Origin of the sequence: Mucilaginibacter pocheonensis (assembly GCF_031456535.1) — a bacterium.
Classification (GTDB): Bacteria; Bacteroidota; Bacteroidia; order Sphingobacteriales; family Sphingobacteriaceae; genus Mucilaginibacter; species Mucilaginibacter pocheonensis.
Genome location: NZ_JAVDUU010000001.1, coordinates 1,328,063 through 1,348,860 on the forward strand (window position 1 = coordinate 1,328,063; position 20,798 = coordinate 1,348,860).

A 20,798-nucleotide genomic window follows, 5' to 3' on the forward strand; every position below is an offset into this window, starting at 1 on the left:
AAAATAACAAAGATGGGGCACAAAATAATTATATGATTTAAGTGATGAACTGATCTAACAACGTAATGAAGCCAGATGTTTTAAGTTTTATGTGTTTTTTATGAGGAGATTTTGCAATTGCCTTATTGTAAAAAGTGAGCGTTGTAAACACGGACAAGAAGTATTTAATATATTTATACCAGATATGAAATTACAAACCATCACCACATATACCGAAAGTTAATATATGAGGTTTGTGCAAAGGGTGGGGATTTAAATAAACTAATATGGCTGTACTTGGTCATTTCCTGTTCGAGATTTTGAAAATAGTCCTGTTAGGGCTTATTTATACTGCATTAATTTTTTTGGTGTGGGTAATTATCAGCAAGCTGAGGAAGAAAAATTTTGATTTTAAGTGGTATAAATTCCTGGTGGTTTACAAAGTTTTGGCAGCAGTATTATTTATATTTTCCTTTACCTATTATGGTAACCACGGGCTTGGCGATGATTCTTATGTCCCGCTGGGACATGGCGAAACCATGAGCCAGGGCGATAGTTTTGCCTATTTTGTGCCCGACGGCAAGTCAAACCAGATACATATAGACACTTATTTGGTTAAAGAAGATCACCTGTGCGCCTCGGTGGACTCTGGTTATATGGTATATAACTTGAAAAACAAACGATTAAATAATTTTAATACCGAATTACTTTACAACACTTATGCTTCGGCCCATAACTTGCCGGCGGCTAATCAGTTTCGTGAATTTGAGCCCCAGTATGCTGATTATTGGGGTGGCTGGCGGTTCTGGATGTTACCTTAAGACGAAACCTCAACAATATCTTTTTTTACTTCTTGTAGGCAATTGTTTCATTAATTTTGTCAATTAACCAAACACTAACTTAAGTGTAATATTTACAGTTGTAGTTAAATACTTTATTTATATTTTTATACAATTCAAAACACTAAGGTATTGCCTGTTATAAACCCAATTATTAATTATTGAATGGAACTTGAGAATAAAGGTGTAAAGGGCAGTCAGCTAAAAAATATGATCATCAAAAAGCTTTATTTTAATAAAGCGATGTCATGTGCAGGGCTGAGCGAGCTGTTTGATAAAAGCATCCCGTCAATAGCCAAGGCCGTAAATGAACTGATGCATGAAGGCTTTGTGGTTGAGGACGGATACGCTCCATCAAGCGGTGGGCGCAGACCGCTGATGTACTCGGTAAAATCAAATGCTATGTATATACTTGCTATAGCATTAGATCAGCTTACCGCGCGCATACAGCTTTTTGACCTGCTGAATAACGCGGTGGCAGATATGCTTACTTTTGAGCTTAAACTGCTCAATAATCCTGATGCTTTGGCTAAGCTGACCGAGCAGATCAATAGCTACATTAAAAATTCAAGTGTCCCCAAGGAGAAGATTGCTGGCATAGGCATAGGAATGCCCGGTTTTATAAACGTTACAGAAGGTATCAATTACACCTATCTTGATGCCAACGGACAAAGCTTAACCGCTTATCTCACAGCAAAAACGGGAATTACTACCTATATCGATAACGATTCAAGTTTGATAGCTCTTGCCGAACAAAAATTTGGTATAGCCAAATCGCAAAACGAAGTGATGGTTATTAACCTGGGCTGGGGTATAGGTTTGGGAATGATTGTGAATGGCAAGCTTTTCAGAGGGCATAATGGTTTCGCAGGTGAACTGAGCCATATCCCATTGTCTGAAGACGGCGCCCTTTGCGAATGCGGTAAACGCGGTTGCCTGGAAGCCGAAGCCTCCATGCTGGTGGTAGCTCAAAAAGCCATTGCGGGTATTAAGCAGGGGCGTGTAACCAGCTTAAAATATAATAGTAATGATCATTCCAAGCTAATGGGCGATGCATTGCTGGAAGCCGCTAATAACGGCGACCAGTTTGCTATTGAACTATTGTCAGATGCAGGCTATAAAATAGGTAAGGCGCTTGCTATCCTTATTCATATTATGAACCCGGCCATTATAGTATTAAGTGGCAGGGGGGCAAAAGTTGCCAAGATATTGATGGCACCCATACAGCAAGCCCTGCATAAATATTGCATACCAAGGCTTGCCGGCGGTACCGAGTTATTGGTGTCTGAACTCGGCTTTGATGCCGAGCTGGTAGGTGCAGCGGTGCTGGTTATGGAAAATTTTGATAAAACGGTTAAAGCTAAAGTAAGTAAAGCGGCGAAAGCTGTGGTTTAACCAAACACTTTTCCTGAATAATCCATGGCATCCTGAAATTTGCCTAAATTAAGCTCCTGGGGCTCGTTTTGGGTTTGAAGGTATCTTATCAGGTTTTCGGTGGCGATATTGCCTGTTAAGTTATCTGAAGCCATTGGGCAGCCGCCATAACCTTTTAATGCTACGTCAAATCGTTTGCATCCGCTTTTATAAGCGGCTTCTATCTTGGGTTCCCAGGTGCTGGGGGTACTGTGCAGGTGAATGCCAAATTCTGTTTTAGGGAATTTACGGCAAAGATTTGGATAAATGCTGCTGATTTGTTCGGCGCTTGCAATGCCAATGGTATCAGCAAGGGCAATATAATTTATATTTTCATTTACCAGTTTATCCGTCCATTGTTCAATAATGTCGGTGTTCCATTCATCACCATAAGGGTTACCAAAGCCCATGGAAAGGTAAACCAGCAATTGTTTATTACTGGTTACACATAACTCATTTATCCGTTTTACATTATCAAATGCCTGCAATATGGTGGTGTTAGTGTTACGAAGCTGAAAGGTTTCAGATACAGAGAACGGGTATCCCAGAAAGGCTATTTCTTCATGTTTTACCGCATCTTCGGCACCGCGGTAGTTGGCAATAATGGCCAATAGCTTTGAGCTTGTACTGCTTAGATCAAGTTTTTTCAAAACCTCGGCGGTATCCTGTAATTGAGGTATAGCCTTTGCAGATACAAAACTGCCAAAATCGATAGTATCAAATCCTACCTGTAACAACAGGTTAATATAAGCCGCTTTCACCTCTGTTGGCACAAAATCATGCAGGCCCTGCATCGCATCGCGCGGACATTCCGTTATTTTTATGTTCATTGATTATAAGTGGTATGTTTGGCGTGATGAGTTTTGGATTCAAACTTCAAATCTATCCGTTATATCAAAGTTCGCCATATTTCAATATAACTCAAACTTTCACTTTAAACAAATAAAACTTAATCAACTGATTTTGGCAGGTGTACATCTTCAGTAAGCCCCTCGCGTTCAAACTTACGGATGATAAGTCTTGTGCCCCCGTTATAAGTAATATAACTGGAAACCCAGTTAATAAATACGATCACTTTATTACGGCCTCCCAAAAGCGAGATCAGGTGTACAAACATCCATACCAGCCAGGCAAAAAATCCCTGAAATTTTATTTTACCCAAATCGGCAACCGCTTTATTACGGCCTATGGTGGCTAATGATCCTTTGTCAAAATATTTAAAGGGAGCGGTTGGCTCATGGTTAATGAGCTGGACTATTGATTGGGCTACATGCTGTCCCATTTGAATAGCCACCTGGGCAACACCTGGATGACCCTTTGGGGTTTCGTCTGTTATCATAGCCGCTACGTCACCAATTGCAAATATGTTATCAGAGCCTATTACCCGGCAAATACTATCGGTCCTGATCCTGTTGCCGCGTTCAATTATATCTTTATCAAAACCTTCGGGAATAACGCCCATCACCCCGGCACTCCAGATCACGTTTTTAGTACGGATGGTTTTGCCGCCCTCAAATTTTATTTCGTCACCATCATAACTATCTACCTTCATGCCCAAAAGCACCTCAACACCCATCCCGGTTAAAAAATCTTTTGCCGCTGCGGAAGCCTCATCAGAAAAAGGCCCCAGCACCTTTGGCAAAAAGTCGACCAGGTAAACTTTCATATCCTCTTTTTTGAGTTCCGGATAATCCTTGGCCAGTATGTGGTTGCGTAGCTCGGCCAATGAGCCTGACAGCTCAACGCCGGTTGGTCCGGCACCCACCAGCACAAAGGTGAGGTAAGGCTCCCGTTCTTCCTTGCTGGGCTTCAGCAAAGCCTCTTCTATATTTTGCAAAACAGAATACCGCAGGTTAAGGGCTTCAGGGATTGATTTCATAGGCATTGAAAAATGCTCAATATCCTTATTGCCAAAAAAGTTGGTGGTTGATCCCGTGGCTATCACCAGGTAATCATAGGCAATTTCGCCAATGGTGGTGTCAATTGTGTTTTTTTCGGCATTTACCCTGTTTACTTCTGCTATCCTGAACCGGAAATTCTTTTGACTTGCGAAATTTTTACGTAAAGAAAAAGCTATTGATTCCGACTCAAGACTGCCCATGGCAACCTGGTACAACAGTGGTTGAAAGGTGTGGTAGTTGTGCTTGTCAAGCATCAAAACATCAACAGGCTTATCTTTTAATTTTTTGGCTACCTGGAGCCCGCCAAAGCCTCCGCCTACAATAACTACCAACGGAAATTTTGAGTTGTCTGTTAAGTTCATATGCAGATTATTTTAACCCCGCTAAATCTCCCCAAGAAGAGGAGCTTTTGTGTTTTTAAAGCTCTCCCTTCCGTTGATGGTTGCGAGGGGAGCTGTTTGTATAACAAAAAAGGCTCCAAAAGTTCTTTGGAGCCTTATAAATAAATTGAATTTAATTATCTCAGATCTTTTTTTCCAAAATCGACGATCACTGGTGTTGCTACGCAAATAGACGAGTATGTTCCAAAGATTACACCAATTAACAGGGCAAATGAGAACCCTTTAATTACATCGCCACCAAACAGGAACAATACGATCAATACGAATATCACTGTTAAAGCGGTAATAATAGTACGGCTCAATGTGCTGTTGATAGCCTGGTTAATAACTTCTTCGGGGTTATCGGTTTTTGCGTGATGCAGTTCAAGGAATTCGCGGATCCTATCAAACACAACCACAGTATCGTTAATAGAGTAACCTATAACCGTTAATATAGCAGCAATGAAGGCCTGGTCAATATCCAGTGAGAACGGAAGATAGCCCCTGAACAATGAAAAGAATGATAATACCAGCAAAGCATCGTGCGCTGTAGCTATCATGGCACCCAAACTGAATTGCCATTTACGGAACCGGATGAGTATATAAGCCGAAATAACAAATATGGCAAACAGTACCGTATATATAGCTGATGTTTTTAGCTCATCGGCAACGGTTGCGCTCACTTTTGATAACCCTAATATGTCTTTATCGGATATGCGGGTAGCTTCTTTGGTGTTTAAGGCCTGGATCAGGGTGTTCCTTACTTTGGCATCAGCTGTTGAATTGTTATCCCTGATCAAATAGTTTGTAGTAATACTGATCTTATCAGCACCAAACGTTTTAACCTCTGTGCTACGACCCAATGTTGCATCAACGGCATCATGAATAGCTTCGGTAGTAACATTTTTGTTGGGGAAGTTGATGATATAGTTGCGACCGCCTTCAAAATCAACACCATAGCTAAACCCGCGGGTAAATATAGATATTAAACCAGCTGTGATAAATAAACCGGAGAATATGTAAAATTTAACACGGTTTTTTACAAACTTAAAGTTTGCGTTTTTGAATGTATGAGAGCTCCATGGATTTGAGAATTTAATATCCCAGCCTTTATCAAGCATCCACTCAAAAATAACCCTTGAAATTAATAACGAGCAGAATAATGAAGTAATGATACCGATCATTAATGTGGTAGCAAAGCCCTGTATTGGACCAGAACCGAAGATAAACAGGATCAAACCGGTTAAGAAAGTACTGATCTGCGAATCGAGGATGGAAGGTAAAGCATGTTTAAAACCATCGGCCACTGCTATCCTCAATGATTTGCCTAAACCAAGTTCTTCACGCACGCGCTCATAAACCAGTACGTTTGCATCAACCGCTATACCCAGGGTAAGCACTATACCCGCAATACCTGGCAGCGTTAATACCGCGCCCAGACTGGTTAATACCCCCATCAGGAAGAAAATGTTGATGATAACGGCAACCACAGCTACAGTACCTGCGCGGTTGTAATAGGCTATCATGAATACCAATACCACAACCAAACCTAATATACTTGAAGTAATACCGGCGCTGATGGCTTCCTGACCCAATGACGGACCTACTATGGCTTCTGATATGATATGAGCCGGAGCTGGTAAACGACCTGCTTTTAATACGTTGGCCAAATCACGGGTATCCTCAATGGTAAAGTTTCCTGATATAGATGATACACCGCCTGAAATTTCGTTTTGAACAGTAGGAGCAGAGTACACATTGTCGTCAAGTACAATAGCAATTGCTTTTTTGTTGGTACCTGATGACGCTTCAGCAGTAATGGTACGCCATTTTTCAGCTCCCTGCGAGTTCATTACCATTCTTACTTCAGGGCTGCCTTTAGGATCAACGTCCTGTCCGGCATCATTTATAACGTCTCCTGACAATACAGGACCGTTTTGAGCGCCACTTAGTTTAATAGCGTATAACGCAAATACTTTTTCTTTAGCATCCTTTATGGGTTTTACTTCCCAAAGGAATTTCAGGTTACGCGGTATTACTGCCTTTACATCGGCACTCTGCAAATATGAATTAACTTTTGCGGTATCTTTTAGCGGAGCATAACCAACAACCGGACCCTGGCCTAATTGCTGACCGTTTGGACCCTGATTGATATTTAGCTGCATAACTGAAAACAGCGGATGCAATGATGCTTGTTGTGCCCTGTTGGCTAAAGCCGATGTATCTTTAGCAGCGTTTTTTTGAACTTTGCTTAACAATGAACCTGCTTTTGCGGCAGTATCGGTTTTAGTAGAAGTAGCAGCCGTCTTTGATGAGTCAGTTTTAGCTGTTTTGTTTTTTGCTGCCAGCAGGTTATCAATGTTGATCAGATACTGGTAAGCTTCGGTATTGTCAAAGGTCTCATAAAATTCCAGCTTGGCCGAACCTTGTAAAAGCTTGCGTACACGCTCAGGTTCTTTTACACCAGGCAGCTCTATCAGTATACGGTTTGAGCTTTGCTCTAACTGAATGTTAGGCTGGGTAACGCCAAACTGATTGATACGGGTATTTAAAACGGTGTATGATTGTTTTACCGCGGTGTTGGCCTGATCTTTCAGATATGCTTCTACCTCGCTGTTTGAAGCGTTGAACTTAAGGTGATCCTGATTATCTTTTGTTGAAAAGATAGCAGCCAGTTTACCGGTTGGATTTAATTTTTCATACTCGCTAACAAATAACGAAATGAAATTTTTCTGAGTAGTTTTAGCATCTGCCTGTAACTTATCCGCATTTACCAAAGCCTGGTTAAAAGTTACATCAGGATTGTTGTTTGCAATTTTCCTAACCAGTTCGTCAAGTGAAATTTGCATGGTAACGTTCATACCACCTTTAAGGTCGAGGCCTAATGCAAGTTCTCTTTGCAATACGTATTGATAATTGTGTTTAAACAACGGATATACCGGTTGTGTAGACATAGAATCCAGATAGGCTGTTTCTTTCTCAGGGTCACCCTTCGAATATACTTTGGCATCACTTTGAACTTTATTTGCCACCCACGTGAATGAAAGCTGGTATAAACATACCACAGCTAACAGAATGGCGAAAAATTTAATAACCCCTTTACCTTGCATCGAATTTTAATATGTAATTAATTAGTTTATAAGCAATTTTTAAATAAGACGGCAAATCTAATAAAATTTCGCAAGCATGAAATTTTAAATTAAAACAATTTAATGACAGAAAATGTTACCTCCGCTCCAGCGTAATAAAGGAGTACCTGAACTTATTTTTTTCGTCTGGTTCAAAATTTTCGCGGTCTTTTACCTTCCATTCAATTGAATTTAATTCCGGAAAAAAAGTATCGCCGTCAAAATCCTGATCAATAACGGTTAAATAGATGCGGTCAGTAAGCGGAATAGCCTGCCTGTAAATTTCGGCCCCGCCTACAATAAACACCTCGGCCTCGTTTGCGCAAAGAGCCAGTGCTGCATCAAGGGAATTTACTACTTCGCACCCTTCAATACTGATGGCTTGCCGCGTAATAACAATATTACGGCGATTAGGCAAAGGCTTGCCAACAGAATCATAAGTTTTGCGACCCATGATAACGGTATGTCCAGTAGTAACTTCCTTAAAATGTTTCAGATCGTTGGGTAAATACCAGAGCAATTTATTGTCTTTACCTATAGCATTATTTTTGGCTATGGCAACTATAATGGATGTGATCATTTATTCATTGGTTATGGGTGTTAGTCTGGATTAAGCCCATACTCCACCTAATGACGGTACTGCTTTAATTTTTGTAAGGATAATGAAATTCTGTTAATTGTTAAAAAGACGATTAACTCTACACCGCCACAGCAGCTTTAATATGTGGCCAGGGATCATAATTTTCCAACGTAAAATCTTCAAACTTAAATTTAAAAATATCCTTTACCTCTGGATTTATTTTCATGGTTGGCAGCGGGCGGGGTTCGCGGCTCAATTGCAGGCGGGCCTGGTCCATATGGTTATTGTATAAGTGGGCATCGCCAAAAGTGTGGATAAAATCGCCATAATCAAGCTCGCATACCTGGGTCATCATCATAGTAAGCAATGCATATGAAGCTATATTGAATGGTACGCCCAAAAATATATCGGCACTGCGCTGATAAAGCTGACATGATAGCTTACCTCTTGATTCGCCCTTTTCTTTATTGGGCGGTTCAACGTAAAACTGAAAAAGACTGTGACAGGGGGGGAGCGCCATCTGGTTCACATCGGCAACGTTCCATGCAGACACGATCATGCGGCGAGAATCGGGATTATTCCTGATCTGGTTTACCACCTGAGTTATCTGGTCAATGTGCCCGCCATCGGGTTTTGGCCATGAGCGCCACTGGTAGCCATACACAGGACCCAGGTTGCCTTCTGCATCGGCCCATTCATCCCATATGCGTACACCATTTTCTTTCAGATAGCTGATGTTGGTATCGCCACTCAAAAACCATATCAGCTCATGGATAATGGATTTAAGGTGTAATTTTTTGGTGGTCACCATCGGGAAACCATCTTTCAGATTGAAACGCATCTGGTAGCCAAACACACTTACCGTGCCGGTGCCGGTTCTGTCATGTTTTTGAGCGCCGGTTTCCATCACGTGCTTCATCAGGTCGAGATACTGTTTCATTTTTTGTTGATTAACTGAATTTTGATAATATCCTTAAGTAAGTAATGACTCAACGACTAATATTTCGGAACAAAGAAAAATAATCTACTTTTGGTATCCTACGGTTGTTTAAAAATAGATGCCGTGTTAATTACGCTTATGATCCTGTTCCCGAACGCAAAAATAAACATTGGTCTTAACATTACCGAACGCCGGTCCGACGGCTATCATAATCTGGAAACCATTTTTTATCCGATAAATATCAAAGATGCTCTTGAGGTTGTAGTGAGCGATGAGTTAAGTTTTAATTCATCGGGTCTTGATATTCCCGGCGCGATGGAGGATAACTTGTGTATAAAGGGTTATCATCTGCTTAAAAAAAATCATGACCTGCCGCCGGTAAGCATCCACCTTCATAAAAATATCCCGATAGGTGCCGGGTTGGGCGGAGGCTCGGCCGATGCAGCTTTTTTTATAAGGTTGATGAACCAGCAGTTTAAGCTTGGTTTGTCCATTGATCAGATGACTGATCATGCCCGTAAGCTGGGTGCCGATTGTGCTTTCTTTATTGAAAACAAACCGGTATTCGCATTTGAGAGAGGGGATGAATTTGAACCCATCAAACTTGATCTGTCAAATTATAAAATTGTTTTGGTAATGCCTGATGTGCACATATCAACCGCAGAGGCTTTTCGCGGTATTAAGCCCGCTATGGTGAAGGATTCACTGCTGGAGTTGATTGCTGAACCGATAGCCGAATGGAAAAAATATATAAAAAATGATTTTGAGGTATCAATATTTAAAAATCATGCTGAAATACGTGGCGTTAAAGCTGCTTTATATGAATCTGGTGCGCTCTACGCCGGTATGAGCGGCAGTGGGGCGTCTGTGTTTGGTATATTTGAGCAAATGCCGGATCTGCAGCACCTGGAAGTAGAGAATCAAGTTTTTTATGATGTGTGACATTTGCTGCCCGTTATGGTAAGCATGGTAAATCCAGATAAGCAAGGCAGTAAAGGCTCATCCCAACATCGCAGCGTTCGTTGTCCCTCCGTTCAGCATTGCTCTCCAATGGCACTTAAAAGTCAAATCTGAAATCGAACATCCAAAATTCCAAATCAAATTACACTCCTGCATCCTCACTAACACCCCTGCTTATGCCTTCAATCCAATCCGTATCTCCGCGGCCTTTTGCAACGGCGGTTAATAAGCGGCTGTGTAACGCATTTACAAGCGGCATGGGTGTCTCACTTGCCTGCGATAGTTTAAATGCAAGACGTGCGTCCTTATAGCCTAATTTAGACTTGAAGCCAACCGGCTCATATTGTTTGCCTGCTATGAGCTTGCCATAGTTTTGAAAAATGGGCGCATTGAAAAGCGTCGATCCGAAGAAACCGGCTACCTGTGCGCGGTCTAATCCATTCTTTTCGGCAAGGGTAAAAGCTTCGGCCATCATCTCCATCGAAGCCATGATCATAAAATTACCGGCAATTTTTATCACGTTGGCCCCGCCTGTAGCTTCCCCAAAATCAATAATACCCTGGCCCAAGCAATCAAGAACAGGTTTGGCAGTATCCTTAGCATGCTGGTCACCTGACACGCATATCCACAGCTTGCGCGCCTCAGCCGCTTCGGGCCGGCCAAACACAGGGGCGGCCAAATAGTGGCTGCCTGCTTCATTATGAAGAGCCGCAAGCTGTTCAGCTGTTTCAGGCGAGACGGTGCTCATGGAGATATGCAGGGCGTGTTCAGGTAGGCCTTCCAATATACCCTGATCGCCCAATGTTATTTCTTTCAGCACTTCATCGTCAGTCAGCATGGTAATAACTATGTGTACACCGCTGGCGGCATCAGCCGGGGTTTTGCACGGAGTAGTGTACGCCGGGTCAAGCTCATTGGCTTTTGAAAGTGTGCGATTATAAACCTGTAGATGATAGCCTGCGTTTATCAGGTTTTTGGCTATGTTGATGCCCATATTGCCCAGGCCTATAAATCCGATTCTCTTTTCCATAGTGTTGTTTGGTATTAGCTGATATAATCTTTGTCTTCGTCGCTTAGTGTATTGGGATCATCCTTTTTGTGGATATTGTCATGATAGCCTTCAATGTCAAATTTTGCTTTTTTGGGGCGGCCAACCAGTAACCCTAAAATAAACGCCACCACTGCCACGGTCATCATCATCGTTAGTTTTGAAACATAAAAGTTAGCGAATAAAAATGCGAACGGAACCTTATCAGTGTTTTGCGCAAATGCCGCGGTAAGCAAAACGGTGATGACTACAATGATTATTGTTTTAATGCTCATGGTGATTTGATTTAACAGTTAATACAATATGCAGTTTTTAAATGTTTATTAAAAATGGTTTTTAGCCACCCTGTCTGAAATTACAAAACAAAAGAGGGCAGAGGTGAAAATTACTTTTTAGAAAGTTGGATTTTGATCGCCATCCTGCCATGGCGCGATTTTATGATTTTGTTAAAAACGATGGCGACCATAAAAGCCGCCGCTCCTGAAATAATGAAATTTTGAACTGGTACTATCAGTCAAAAAATGCCAGTAAAGATCTTGCTGAGAAAAGCGGATCTTTTTGGGCTCCCCTAATTGTGATACTATTGTTTTGTTGCTTGAAAACGGGTCGGGATGCTGCCCTGAGAATCCGATATTTTTGCACGGTTTAACTTTTTTGTATACAACACAGGCTGCTGAGTGGTTTTAATTTCATTCCTCGCTTTTACCTTTCACAACACTATGTTCTACTCACTTTGTTTACTATAGTATCTGTAGTGAAACCTTATATGAAACTTTGTATATATCTGATTAATAAATGAATAAATCTTATATTTAAGCATGATATTTATAATTGCTAATTATTTTAGTTTTTAGTAATTCGAGTTGTCTTCTTTAAGCTTAATTTTTACTTCTAATAATCATTATAAATATTTGATTATAAATCACATAAAAATTTAATTTAAAGTGTGTTTTGATTTTTAAAATGGAATTTTGAATTTAAAATATACTGTAAAACCGCAGAATACTAATTTTTATGTTTTAAAATTAAGTACACTAAGTGAAAATTGAATTTTGGCCCTGTTGAACGCTGAATTGTTTAAACGATGTTGAACGTGGGAAAATATCAGCGTGTCTTGTAGGGCTTAAAAATAGCCCGTACTGGAGCGAGCAATACTCCCTCCTACCGCGGGCAGCGGAGGAAAATAGCGCTGTATTTTACGTTGATTTTGCCAGCTTCAGGATAGCCTTTTCGTGTGTTAAAAGCGACGGAATGTAAGAGCAAAAAAAAGGACTGATCAGGATTGCGATCTGTTTTTCCGTTTTACAATTTGTTTCTGAGCAACCGGATACAGAAAGATTGTTGATAGAATAATGATGGCTCCCACCCAAAAACCTGTAGTCATTTTGTTCATGTCACCAAAGAAAATAAATGACATCAGGATGCCGTAAACAGGCTCAAGATTGGTAATTAGTGCAACCTTAAAAGCCGAAAGTTCGCGCATAACTGATACCCCGGCAACGTAAGCGAGCGAGGTGCAGATGGTGCCAAGCAACAGTAGATAACCAATATCACTGTTCTTTAAAATGAGCGAACTGGTAAAACCTCCGGTTAATAAAAGGTATAAAGAGATCCAGAAAACTGCTCCCGCCAGCTCATAAAATGCGATGGTAGGGGCCTCCATTTTCTTTACAAACCTGGAATTAATGATGGAGAAAAGGCTCGCGCAAAGCGCGCATGTAAGGCCTGCAATAATACCCTTAGTGTATTTAGTTTCAAATTTGAAAATTAAAACTATGCCGGTTATAATTAAAAGTCCGGCCAGTATTTCGAGTTTTGAAATCTTTGATTTATTGACCAATGGCTCCAGTACAGCAGTAAATAAAGTAATGCTGGAAGTGCAAACCAGGGCCACAGGAACGGTTGATAATTTGATGGAAGCGAAGAAAAGTACCCAGTGCGCACCCACTAAACCGCCTGTAAAAACCAGTTGAAAAAGCGTTTTTTTAACAATTTTTACGTCAGTTTTATTGAATTTAAAGTATAAAAACAGCGAAATGAATGCAATAATTACACGATACCATACCAATTGTACAGCCGATATAGAAATAAGCTGGCCCAGGATGCCGGTAAAGCCCCATATAAAAACAGTAAAATGAAGGATGATCAGGTTCTTATTAGGGCCGGTAAGGGTATTTTCTTTAGCCACTATTTTGGTGCTTTTAATAGTAAATAATAACCGAATATGCCAAACAGCGCGTTAGGGATCATGACAGTAAAAATAGGAGGTACGCCTCCTTTTATGGAGAATACGATGGCAAATTTTTCTAAAATGATGTAGGCAAAACAGAGTAAAATACCTATCCCCAGCGGTAGGCCAACACCACCGCGCACCTTACGCGAAGACAAGGCCACACCCAGTATCGTTAAAACATAAGCCGATAACGGGTATACAAAACGATGGAATTTTTCGAAATATAGGTTGTTTAAAACCTCGGGACGGCGTAGTTTTTCTTTCTCAATATTCTTGTTCAGTTCATTTAAGGACATAGCCGTGTATACGTTATCATACACAATAAAGTCTGTTGGGTGCATGTCTAATACCGTATCTTTCTGCATAACATTCTCCACCATTTTCTCTTTTAAGCCATTTATATACTTAACAGAATAGTTTTTTAACGACCAAACTCTTTTTACGGAGTCGTAAGATACCTGGTTGGCAATAAGTTTTTCGCGCAGCGTATCACCGTTAAATTTCTCCATAATAAACTGATAGCCTGTATGAACGGTTTGATCATAATTTTGCAGATATACAAACGTGTGCTTATCAATCTGCATGTGCACCTCGCTCTTGGTAGGGTCGTTATCAGTTATGCCGTTGGCATTTTCAAAGCTGTTTTTAAGGTGATTGGTGTATGGTATTAAATATACGTTTGCAAAAAACGACACTATGAATATGATGGTGGATGAAATGAAATAAGGCCTCAAAAAGCGGTTAAAACTGGCTTTTCCGCTCAATATGGGTACTATTTCAGTTTGATTGGCCATTTTGGCCGTAAATAATATCACCGCCAGAAAATTAATAAGCGGCGACAGCATATTGAGGTAAAACGGAACAAACCCCGCATAATATTGAAATACAATATCATGAAGTGAGGCATGCTTGCTGGTGAAGTTATCCAGCTTTTCCGATACGTCAAACACTACCGATACCACTATAAAAACACCCATGGTAAACACAAAAGTGCCCAGGTATTTTTTAATGATAAATCGGTCAATAACCTTCAGGTACCGGTGTATAAAAGCCCTCATCTGTCAGATCATTTGTTTTTTAACACCAGAACGGATATCCTATAAAATGCGTTTATTATCACTTCTTTTTGAGTTATACTCTTTATAATCGTTGGCCCAGGCGGTTAACCATCATGTTTTTCCAGTTATAAAACTCGCCTGCAATGATCTTTTTACGTGCCTCTTTAACCAGCCAAAGGTAAAAGTGCAGGTTATGCAACGTTGCAATCTGCGCCCCAAGCATCTCGCCCGAGTGTATCAGGTGGCGCAAATAGGCTTTGGTGTAATTTTTATCGGCAAACAGGTCGCTGTCTTCCTCAATGGCCGAAAAATCATTCTTCCACTTTTCGTTCTTGATGTTAATGATACCATTTTTGGTAAAAAGCATACCGTTGCGCGCATTACGGGTTGGCATAACGCAATCAAACATATCAATTCCTAATGCAATATTTTCCAATATATTAACAGGTGTGCCTACACCCATTAAATAACGTGGTTTTTGCTGTGGTAATATATTGCAAACAATTTCTGTCATTTCATACATTTCCTCGGCGGGTTCGCCTACCGAAAGACCACCTATGGCATTGCCCTCGCGCTCATATGAGGCTATAACCTCGGCTGATTTTACGCGCAGATCTTTATATACCGAACCCTGCACTATCGGGAACAGGGTTTGGCTGTAGCCATACTTTGGTTCAGTACTGTCAAAGCGGTCGCAGCATCGTTTTAACCAGCGGTGTGTCATATCAATTGATCGCCTCGCATACTGGTAATCGCAGGGGTAGGGTGTGCATTCGTCAAAGGCCATAATAATATCGGCACCTATTATACGCTGTATATCCATCACATTTTCTGGCGTAAACAGGTGTTTTGAGCCATCAATATGCGACCGAAAAGTAACGCCTTCTTCCTTGATCTTGCGTACTTCGGTAAGCGAATAAACCTGGTAGCCGCCGCTATCGGTTAAAATAGGGCCATCCCAGCCGTTAAATTTATGCAATCCACCCGCGTTTTCAAGCGTATTAAGACCAGGCCGTAAATACAAATGGTAGGTGTTCCCTAAAATGATCTGGGCCTGTATATCGGTTTTAAGCTCGCGCTGATGTACTGCTTTTACCGTGCCGGCAGTACCTACAGGCATAAAAATTGGAGTTTGTATGGTACCGTGGTCGGTGGTTATTTCACCCGCCCGGGCTTTTGAAAGCGGGTCTTGTGCTGTTAAGTTAAATTTCATTTTGAGGTTGCAAAATTAACAAATAAAGCGGGTTTGCTTAAATGGTTGACAATGAAATATTCAACGCGGCAAATGATAACCATTAGCCGGATATCCCGGTGCTTGCCCACTCGCCATAAGGTTTGCCATGAATAAAAGGCGTACACCTGTTACTTTGTAAAGGGGTGGGGTAAAAGTACGGCGGGTAAATTCATCGCCTAAAGCAGGGATTTGGGACCGGTTTGTGGAAAAAAAACTTTTTAGTGTGGGTAATAATCAACAAATAAACCAAAGCTAACCCTATTAATTCCAGTGTTTTTTAACAAATTTGCCTGATATTATCACTTGTTTGGAAACTTATATACACATTGTACTTTTTCTTCTTTTTCAGCTTTGTTTTATTGTACAGCTATATTATCTGATAAGCAGGCACAACCGGTTGGCCCGTTATAAGCCGGCAGAAGAATTGCCAGCGGTTATGATACCCGTTTCGGTAATTATAAGCGCACGTAACGAAGCCGAAAATTTGAAGGAGAACCTGCCTGTTATACTACAGCAAAACTACCACGACTATGAGGTTATAGTGATAAACGACTGCTCTTACGACTCGTCGGACATTGTTTTGGATGATATGCAACGCCAATACCCACAGTTAAAAGTGGTAACCATAACCGAGCATGACCGTTTTAAAACCGGGAAGAAATTTGCGCTTACCCTCGGCATAAAAGCCGCCAAGAACGAGTACCTGCTGTTTACCGATGCTGATTGCAAACCCGCCTCAGCAAACTGGATAGCCCGCATGGCCATCAATTTCAGCACCGGCGCGCAAATAGTTTTGGGTTACTCGCCATATTATAAGGCAAGTGGTTTTATTAACTGGTTTACCCGGTTTGAAACATTAAAAACAGCTATAAATTATTTATCAAGCGCAATTAATGGTGATCCGTATATGGGTATTGGCCGCAACCTTGCCTATACCAAAACCTTGTTTTTTAGTCAAAAGGGCTTTGCATCACACATGCATGTAATATCGGGCGATGATGACCTGTTTGTAAACCAGCACGCCACCGCCACTAACACTACAATAGAGATACACCCCGAAGCTTTTATTTACACCAGTGCAAAAACCACTTTAAAATCATGGTACAGGCAAAAAAAGCGGCACATGGGAGTTGGCAAACTGTATAAAAACAAGCACAGGAGAATGCTTAGCTTTGATGCTATGAGCGGATTTATTTTTTATATTTTACTCATATTATGCCTTGTTTTTAAATATGAGCCGTTACTGGCATTAGGTTTGTTCATTTTTAGGTTGATATTACAACTAATTATTTACAGTAAGATATTCACAAAACTTAATGGCAGGGACCTGATCTGGTATTTGCCGTTTTTTGATATAATTTATTACATGTATTTAAATGTTTTTGGGCTGATAGGTACATTTTTAAAGACGACCCAATGGAAATAAATGCCAACTTTACCGACAATGCCAAGAATGATTTTAATCTGGTTGTAAGGGCACGCGCGGGTGATCAGAAAGCGTATGCCGATTTGATGCACAGGTACAAGGATTCTATTTATTTTATGGTTTTAAAAATGGTTAACAATAAGGAAGATGCTATGGATCTTACTGTTGAAACCTTTGCCAAAGCGTTTGAAAAACTGGATAAATATCAGCCCGATTATGCTTTTAGTACCTGGTTGTTTAGGGTAGCCACCAACAATTGTATTGATTTTATCCGTAAAAAAAAGCTAAACACGCAATCAATTCACGGCATGACCGATGATGAAGGCGAAGAAAAGCCCCTGCAAATAAAGGCCGATATTTTAAACCCTGAAGAAACTTCCATTAAAAAGCAGCAAACACAGGAACTTAAATTACTGATTGAAAGTTTACCCCACCGTTATCGTAACCTGATCACGCTGCGTTACTTTGATGAATTATCATACGAGGAAATAGCCCAGCAGCTTGATTTGCCACTGGGCACGGTTAAAGCGCAATTATTTAGGGCAAGGTACCTGCTTGGCAACATCATTAACCGTTTTAACAGGGATGACATCTGATATCATATTTAAATATTTTTCTGACCTCACCGCGCATCAGCGCGCGCAAATAGAGCAACTGCCCGGGTTATACGAACTATGGAACGGCCAGATCAACGTAATATCACGTAAAGACATTGACCTTTTATATGAACGGCACGTGCTGCATTCTATAGGTATAGCCAAAGTAATGGGGTTTTTGCCGGGCGAAAGCGTACTTGATGTAGGTACAGGCGGAGGTTTTCCGGGTATTCCGCTCGCTGTTTTATTCCCTCAAACACAGTTTCACCTGGTTGATTCTATCGGAAAAAAAATAAAAGTGGTGCAGGAAGTGGCCGGTGCCCTGGGCCTTGCCAATGTGAGGGCATCGCATATGCGGGCCGAGCAATTGAACGAGAAGTTTGATTTTGTGGTATCGCGGGCGGTTACGCAGCTTAAGGATTTTTATCCCTGGGTGCGGGGCAAGTTCAATAAGGAGTCGAAAAATGTGTTGCCTAATGGTATTTTATATCTTAAAGGCGGCGATCTGGAACAGGAAATTAAAGAATCGGGACTGAAAGTACAGCAATACTATCTGAAAGATCATTTTACCGAAGAGTTTTTTGAAACCAAACAGGTAATATACGTAAAGGGGTAAGAAAAAGACGCGTCATTGCGAGGTACGAAGCAATCCCCAATTGCCGATCAGTCTTGCAAAATCGCTATTTGTCCTAAAGAGATTGCTTCGTACCTCGCAATGACGTGTTGGAGAATAGAAAACTTTTTAAAAAGAGGAGAGGGTATTACATGGAAAAATGCCGAAGCAGTTTTAGCCGTTCAGCAGTTTAACCTCAAAATAATTTGAGCTTATTATATTAGGTGATCAATTGAGATTTAGTTATTCATATAACCAACTATTACCACTTCATTTAGCATATAGGTTGGCTTAGCAGTTTTATCAGGGTTTGCAGCGACAGCTTTATACATATAATTATCTGGCGTATGTGCTACCTGTTTATCATTTTTATCTACAAGAGTAAAGGAAATAGGCATGGCATAATTTCCTGATTTTATACTAACAGAACCAGTGAAATTTTTAAGTACTCTCAATACTTCAGCATCTATTTGCTGATCTACCCCCCTGGTGATTTTTATATTATTCATTTTACCATCATTAAGGGTAAAAGCAATAATCAATCTACCGCCGATATGATTGTCATGTGCAGCTGTCGGATATCTGGTATATTTTGCAATATATTTATGGAGATCTTCAAAAGGATCTTTGGGCGGCGGCGGCGGTGGCACAGCTTCGCCTGATGTCTGGACAGGAGCTGGGGGAGCAGGCTCATCGGCAGGTGGTGGTGAAATCACAACATCAATTACTTTTGTGTTTTTTTTAACCTTCAGTGCTGATTTTGGCGCTTTGACTGGATTTACAGGCGGCGGCGGTGGCGGCCGTTTTGTAATGGCTTTTGGGTCGGGTGCGTTTACTGATGGTGCAACTGGTACTGGAGGAGGAGGTGGAAGTTTAGGATAAATCAACATTTTTGGGAATGAATAACCATATTTATTCTTTAACATAGCCAAATCAGCCGGTTTTGCCGAGTGTTTGAAATATTCTACCTGTTCCCCATTTTTTTCGGTAATAACTACCCTGAAATCGGTTTTGCCATTTATCAGATAACCCTCTTCTTTATACTTGTAGCCTTTGGAAGTTACCTGGTTTTTATTAATAATCCGTGTTGTATCAGTTGCAATATTAGCTGTTTTATAATCAGCCGCCAGTATAATATCATGTCGTGGCACCAGATCTATAAGTGCATAGGTTTTGCTGAACCCAAGGGTAGATGCGCAAAGCGCCGCCGCACAGATGGGCACAGTTACGAGGTATTTTAGCCTGGCTAAATTCCCCGAACGTTTTTGGTTTAACATAATGATCCTCTTTTTTAACAGGTTATAATTGAAAAATGAATGTGTAACTGATGAGCCGTTAAGGCCGTAGGCATTATTAACTAAAAACGAAGAATAGGTGAGGGCATCAGTTTCAAGAGCCGCGGTTTGCTCGTCGGCAATATATTCATGCACGGTTTTAAGGCTTACCTGCATCAGGTAAATGAAGGGGTTAAACCAGTTGATTATCTTGATCAGTTCCAGGAACAGCACATCGAAGGTGTGTTTTTGCCTGATGTGTACCAGCTCATGCCTTATTATAATATCATTACCCGTAGTTTTTGAGCCAATAAAAAGGTAATTAAAAAAGGAAAACGCGATGTTCGAATCATCAACAGGCACAATTTTATATCTTTCATCTATCATTTTATGAGCTGCCCTGGTCATGCTTGCCAGCTTAAACAACTTTAAAAGCAATATGATAGCCAGCACAATAACCCCCAGTAAGTAGGCATAAAAAAGCACATCCTGTATGCTCAAACTAAAAGCAGCTGCCTGGTTTGCCACGGGTTTTAAACCCGTTGACAGCACATAAGCGGTAACGCCCGCATCTTGTTCAGCAGGTTTTAGTACGCCTATTTGTACCAGTGGGAATACAAAGGATAATGTACAACTAAGCAGCAGGTACACCCTGTTAAGAGTGTAATAGGTTTCGTTCTTTAAAAACAGCTGATACCCGGCGTAAAATACCACGAGGTATAAATTTGCTTCGAGCAGATAATGCAGCCAGTTCATGATTTTTTGGTTTTAAGTTGATCAATGAGGGAGGTTAGCTCGTCAAGCTCTTTTACTCCAAGTTGTTTTTCGTCAACAATAAATGATACCAGGCTTTGGTACGAATTGCTGAAATAGTTCTTCATCATTTTATCAAAAGTGAACTTTTTGTATTGTTCATCACTGATAAGGGGATAGTAAACATGTGAGTTGCCATAGGCTTTATGGTCAATAAAACCTTTGCCCTCCAGCACCCTTACCACGGTTGATACGGTGTTATACGCCGGTTTTGGATCAGGCATTTGCTCAATAATATCCTTTACGATGGCTTCTTTCAACTGCCAGAGTATTTGCATGATCTGCTCTTCGGCTTTGGTTAGTTCTTTGATGTTCATAGCAAACTATTTTTATAGTTGCATAAAGGTAAAACTATTTTTATAGTTTGCAAACTATTTTTATAG

The 20,798-nt window shown here is 40.8% G+C and carries 18 protein-coding genes; 6 read left to right on the top strand and 12 right to left on the bottom strand.

All coding sequences use genetic code 11. From position 1 onward, the window contains the following. Positions 1-266 precede the first annotated feature (266 nt). Complete coding sequence (locus J2W55_RS05490; RefSeq protein ID WP_310092871.1) at positions 267-800, top strand: hypothetical protein; 534 nt, start codon at positions 267-269, stop codon at positions 798-800. Positions 801-983: 183 nt separating this feature from the next. Beyond that, the gene (locus J2W55_RS05495; RefSeq protein WP_310092875.1) at positions 984-2,213 is read left to right on the top strand and encodes an ROK family protein; all 1,230 of its coding nucleotides are present in this window, start codon (positions 984-986) and stop codon (positions 2,211-2,213) included. Here the strand turns inward: J2W55_RS05495 and J2W55_RS05500 are convergent. From J2W55_RS05500 to J2W55_RS05520, 5 genes are all read right to left on the bottom strand, one after another. Then, complete coding sequence (locus tag J2W55_RS05500) at positions 2,210-3,061, bottom strand: hydroxymethylglutaryl-CoA lyase-like TIM-barrel protein (RefSeq protein ID WP_310092879.1); 852 nt, start codon at positions 3,059-3,061, stop codon at positions 2,210-2,212. The genes J2W55_RS05495 and J2W55_RS05500 overlap by 4 nt on opposite strands. Positions 3,062-3,180: 119 nt before the next feature. Continuing rightward, on the bottom strand, positions 3,181-4,494 hold the full coding sequence (locus J2W55_RS05505; protein WP_310092881.1) for an NAD(P)/FAD-dependent oxidoreductase: 1,314 nt from the start codon (positions 4,492-4,494) through the stop codon (positions 3,181-3,183). Positions 4,495-4,649: 155 nt separating this feature from the next. After that, the gene (secDF, locus tag J2W55_RS05510) at positions 4,650-7,622 is read right to left on the bottom strand and encodes a protein translocase subunit SecDF (protein ID WP_310092883.1); all 2,973 of its coding nucleotides are present in this window, start codon (positions 7,620-7,622) and stop codon (positions 4,650-4,652) included. A 115-nt stretch (positions 7,623-7,737) separates the two neighbouring features. Beyond that, on the bottom strand, positions 7,738-8,220 hold the full coding sequence (locus tag J2W55_RS05515; protein WP_310092885.1) for a dihydrofolate reductase: 483 nt from the start codon (positions 8,218-8,220) through the stop codon (positions 7,738-7,740). Between the two features lie 118 nt (positions 8,221-8,338). Further along, positions 8,339-9,160 (bottom strand): thymidylate synthase, encoded by an 822-nt coding sequence (locus tag J2W55_RS05520; RefSeq protein ID WP_310092887.1) that lies wholly within the window; start codon positions 9,158-9,160, stop codon positions 8,339-8,341. Between the two features lie 123 nt (positions 9,161-9,283). Here J2W55_RS05520 and ispE point away from each other — a divergent pair, with 123 nt between their 5' ends. Next, positions 9,284-10,102 (top strand): 4-(cytidine 5'-diphospho)-2-C-methyl-D-erythritol kinase, encoded by an 819-nt coding sequence (ispE, locus tag J2W55_RS05525; protein WP_310092889.1) that lies wholly within the window; start codon positions 9,284-9,286, stop codon positions 10,100-10,102. Positions 10,103-10,262: 160 nt separating this feature from the next. On the opposite strand, the gene J2W55_RS05530 is transcribed toward ispE, so the two are convergent. From J2W55_RS05530 to tgt, 5 genes are all read right to left on the bottom strand, one after another. Continuing rightward, positions 10,263-11,150 (bottom strand): NAD(P)-dependent oxidoreductase, encoded by an 888-nt coding sequence (locus J2W55_RS05530; RefSeq protein ID WP_310092891.1) that lies wholly within the window; start codon positions 11,148-11,150, stop codon positions 10,263-10,265. A gap of 14 nt (positions 11,151-11,164) precedes the next feature. Further along, the gene (locus tag J2W55_RS05535; RefSeq protein WP_310092893.1) at positions 11,165-11,443 is read right to left on the bottom strand and encodes a hypothetical protein; all 279 of its coding nucleotides are present in this window, start codon (positions 11,441-11,443) and stop codon (positions 11,165-11,167) included. Between the two features lie 1,001 nt (positions 11,444-12,444). Beyond that, positions 12,445-13,356, bottom strand: a complete 912-nt coding sequence (locus tag J2W55_RS05540) for a DMT family transporter (protein WP_310092895.1) — start codon at positions 13,354-13,356, stop codon at positions 12,445-12,447. Continuing rightward, positions 13,356-14,459, bottom strand: a complete 1,104-nt coding sequence (locus J2W55_RS05545) for an LptF/LptG family permease (RefSeq protein WP_310092897.1) — start codon at positions 14,457-14,459, stop codon at positions 13,356-13,358. Before J2W55_RS05545 ends, J2W55_RS05540 begins: the two co-directional genes overlap by 1 nt. 82 nt (positions 14,460-14,541) lie before the next feature. Then, entirely contained in the window at positions 14,542-15,672 is a 1,131-nt protein-coding gene (gene tgt / locus J2W55_RS05550; RefSeq protein WP_310092898.1) for a tRNA guanosine(34) transglycosylase Tgt, read from the bottom strand. A 328-nt stretch (positions 15,673-16,000) separates the two neighbouring features. Here tgt and J2W55_RS05555 point away from each other — a divergent pair, with 328 nt between their 5' ends. The 3 genes from J2W55_RS05555 to rsmG are packed head-to-tail and all read left to right on the top strand — an operon-like array spanning position 16,001 to position 18,331. Beyond that, complete coding sequence (locus J2W55_RS05555) at positions 16,001-17,119, top strand: glycosyltransferase (protein ID WP_310092899.1); 1,119 nt, start codon at positions 16,001-16,003, stop codon at positions 17,117-17,119. Next, positions 17,110-17,715 carry an RNA polymerase sigma factor gene (locus J2W55_RS05560; protein WP_310092900.1) on the top strand — a complete coding sequence of 202 codons (606 nt, stop codon included), beginning with the start codon at positions 17,110-17,112 and terminating at the stop codon, positions 17,713-17,715. The genes J2W55_RS05555 and J2W55_RS05560 overlap by 10 nt, the downstream gene beginning before the upstream one ends. Next, entirely contained in the window at positions 17,705-18,331 is a 627-nt protein-coding gene (gene rsmG / locus J2W55_RS05565) for a 16S rRNA (guanine(527)-N(7))-methyltransferase RsmG (RefSeq protein WP_310092901.1), read from the top strand. The genes J2W55_RS05560 and rsmG overlap by 11 nt, the downstream gene beginning before the upstream one ends. A 236-nt stretch (positions 18,332-18,567) precedes the next feature. On the opposite strand, the gene J2W55_RS05570 is transcribed toward rsmG, so the two are convergent. Together J2W55_RS05570 and J2W55_RS05575 are read right to left on the bottom strand one after the other, a co-directional pair. Further along, entirely contained in the window at positions 18,568-20,358 is a 1,791-nt protein-coding gene (locus J2W55_RS05570; protein WP_310092903.1) for a M56 family metallopeptidase, read from the bottom strand. After that, positions 20,355-20,732, bottom strand: coding sequence for a BlaI/MecI/CopY family transcriptional regulator (locus J2W55_RS05575; protein WP_310092905.1), 378 nt, complete (start codon positions 20,730-20,732; stop codon positions 20,355-20,357). The genes J2W55_RS05570 and J2W55_RS05575 overlap by 4 nt, the downstream gene beginning before the upstream one ends. Between the last annotated feature and the right edge of the window lie 66 nt (positions 20,733-20,798).

Bases quoted from the DNA above. Each gene is read 5' to 3' on its own strand.
- J2W55_RS05490 (WP_310092871.1), top strand. From the start codon at position 267: ATGGCTGTACTTGGTCATTTCCTGTTCGAGATTTTGAAAATAGTCCTG.
- J2W55_RS05495 (WP_310092875.1), top strand. From the start codon at position 984: ATGGAACTTGAGAATAAAGGTGTAAAGGGCAGTCAGCTAAAAAATATG.
- J2W55_RS05500 (WP_310092879.1), bottom strand. From the start codon at position 3,061: ATGAACATAAAAATAACGGAATGTCCGCGCGATGCGATGCAGGGCCTG.
- J2W55_RS05505 (WP_310092881.1), bottom strand. From the start codon at position 4,494: ATGAACTTAACAGACAACTCAAAATTTCCGTTGGTAGTTATTGTAGGC.
- secDF (WP_310092883.1), bottom strand. From the start codon at position 7,622: ATGCAAGGTAAAGGGGTTATTAAATTTTTCGCCATTCTGTTAGCTGTG.
- J2W55_RS05515 (WP_310092885.1), bottom strand. From the start codon at position 8,220: ATGATCACATCCATTATAGTTGCCATAGCCAAAAATAATGCTATAGGT.
- J2W55_RS05520 (WP_310092887.1), bottom strand. From the start codon at position 9,160: ATGAAACAGTATCTCGACCTGATGAAGCACGTGATGGAAACCGGCGCT.
- J2W55_RS05530 (WP_310092891.1), bottom strand. From the start codon at position 11,150: ATGGAAAAGAGAATCGGATTTATAGGCCTGGGCAATATGGGCATCAAC.
- J2W55_RS05535 (WP_310092893.1), bottom strand. From the start codon at position 11,443: ATGAGCATTAAAACAATAATCATTGTAGTCATCACCGTTTTGCTTACC.
- J2W55_RS05545 (WP_310092897.1), bottom strand. From the start codon at position 14,459: ATGAGGGCTTTTATACACCGGTACCTGAAGGTTATTGACCGATTTATC.
- tgt (WP_310092898.1), bottom strand. From the start codon at position 15,672: ATGAAATTTAACTTAACAGCACAAGACCCGCTTTCAAAAGCCCGGGCG.
- J2W55_RS05560 (WP_310092900.1), top strand. From the start codon at position 17,110: ATGGAAATAAATGCCAACTTTACCGACAATGCCAAGAATGATTTTAAT.
- rsmG (WP_310092901.1), top strand. From the start codon at position 17,705: ATGACATCTGATATCATATTTAAATATTTTTCTGACCTCACCGCGCAT.
- J2W55_RS05570 (WP_310092903.1), bottom strand. From the start codon at position 20,358: ATGAACTGGCTGCATTATCTGCTCGAAGCAAATTTATACCTCGTGGTA.
- J2W55_RS05575 (WP_310092905.1), bottom strand. From the start codon at position 20,732: ATGAACATCAAAGAACTAACCAAAGCCGAAGAGCAGATCATGCAAATA.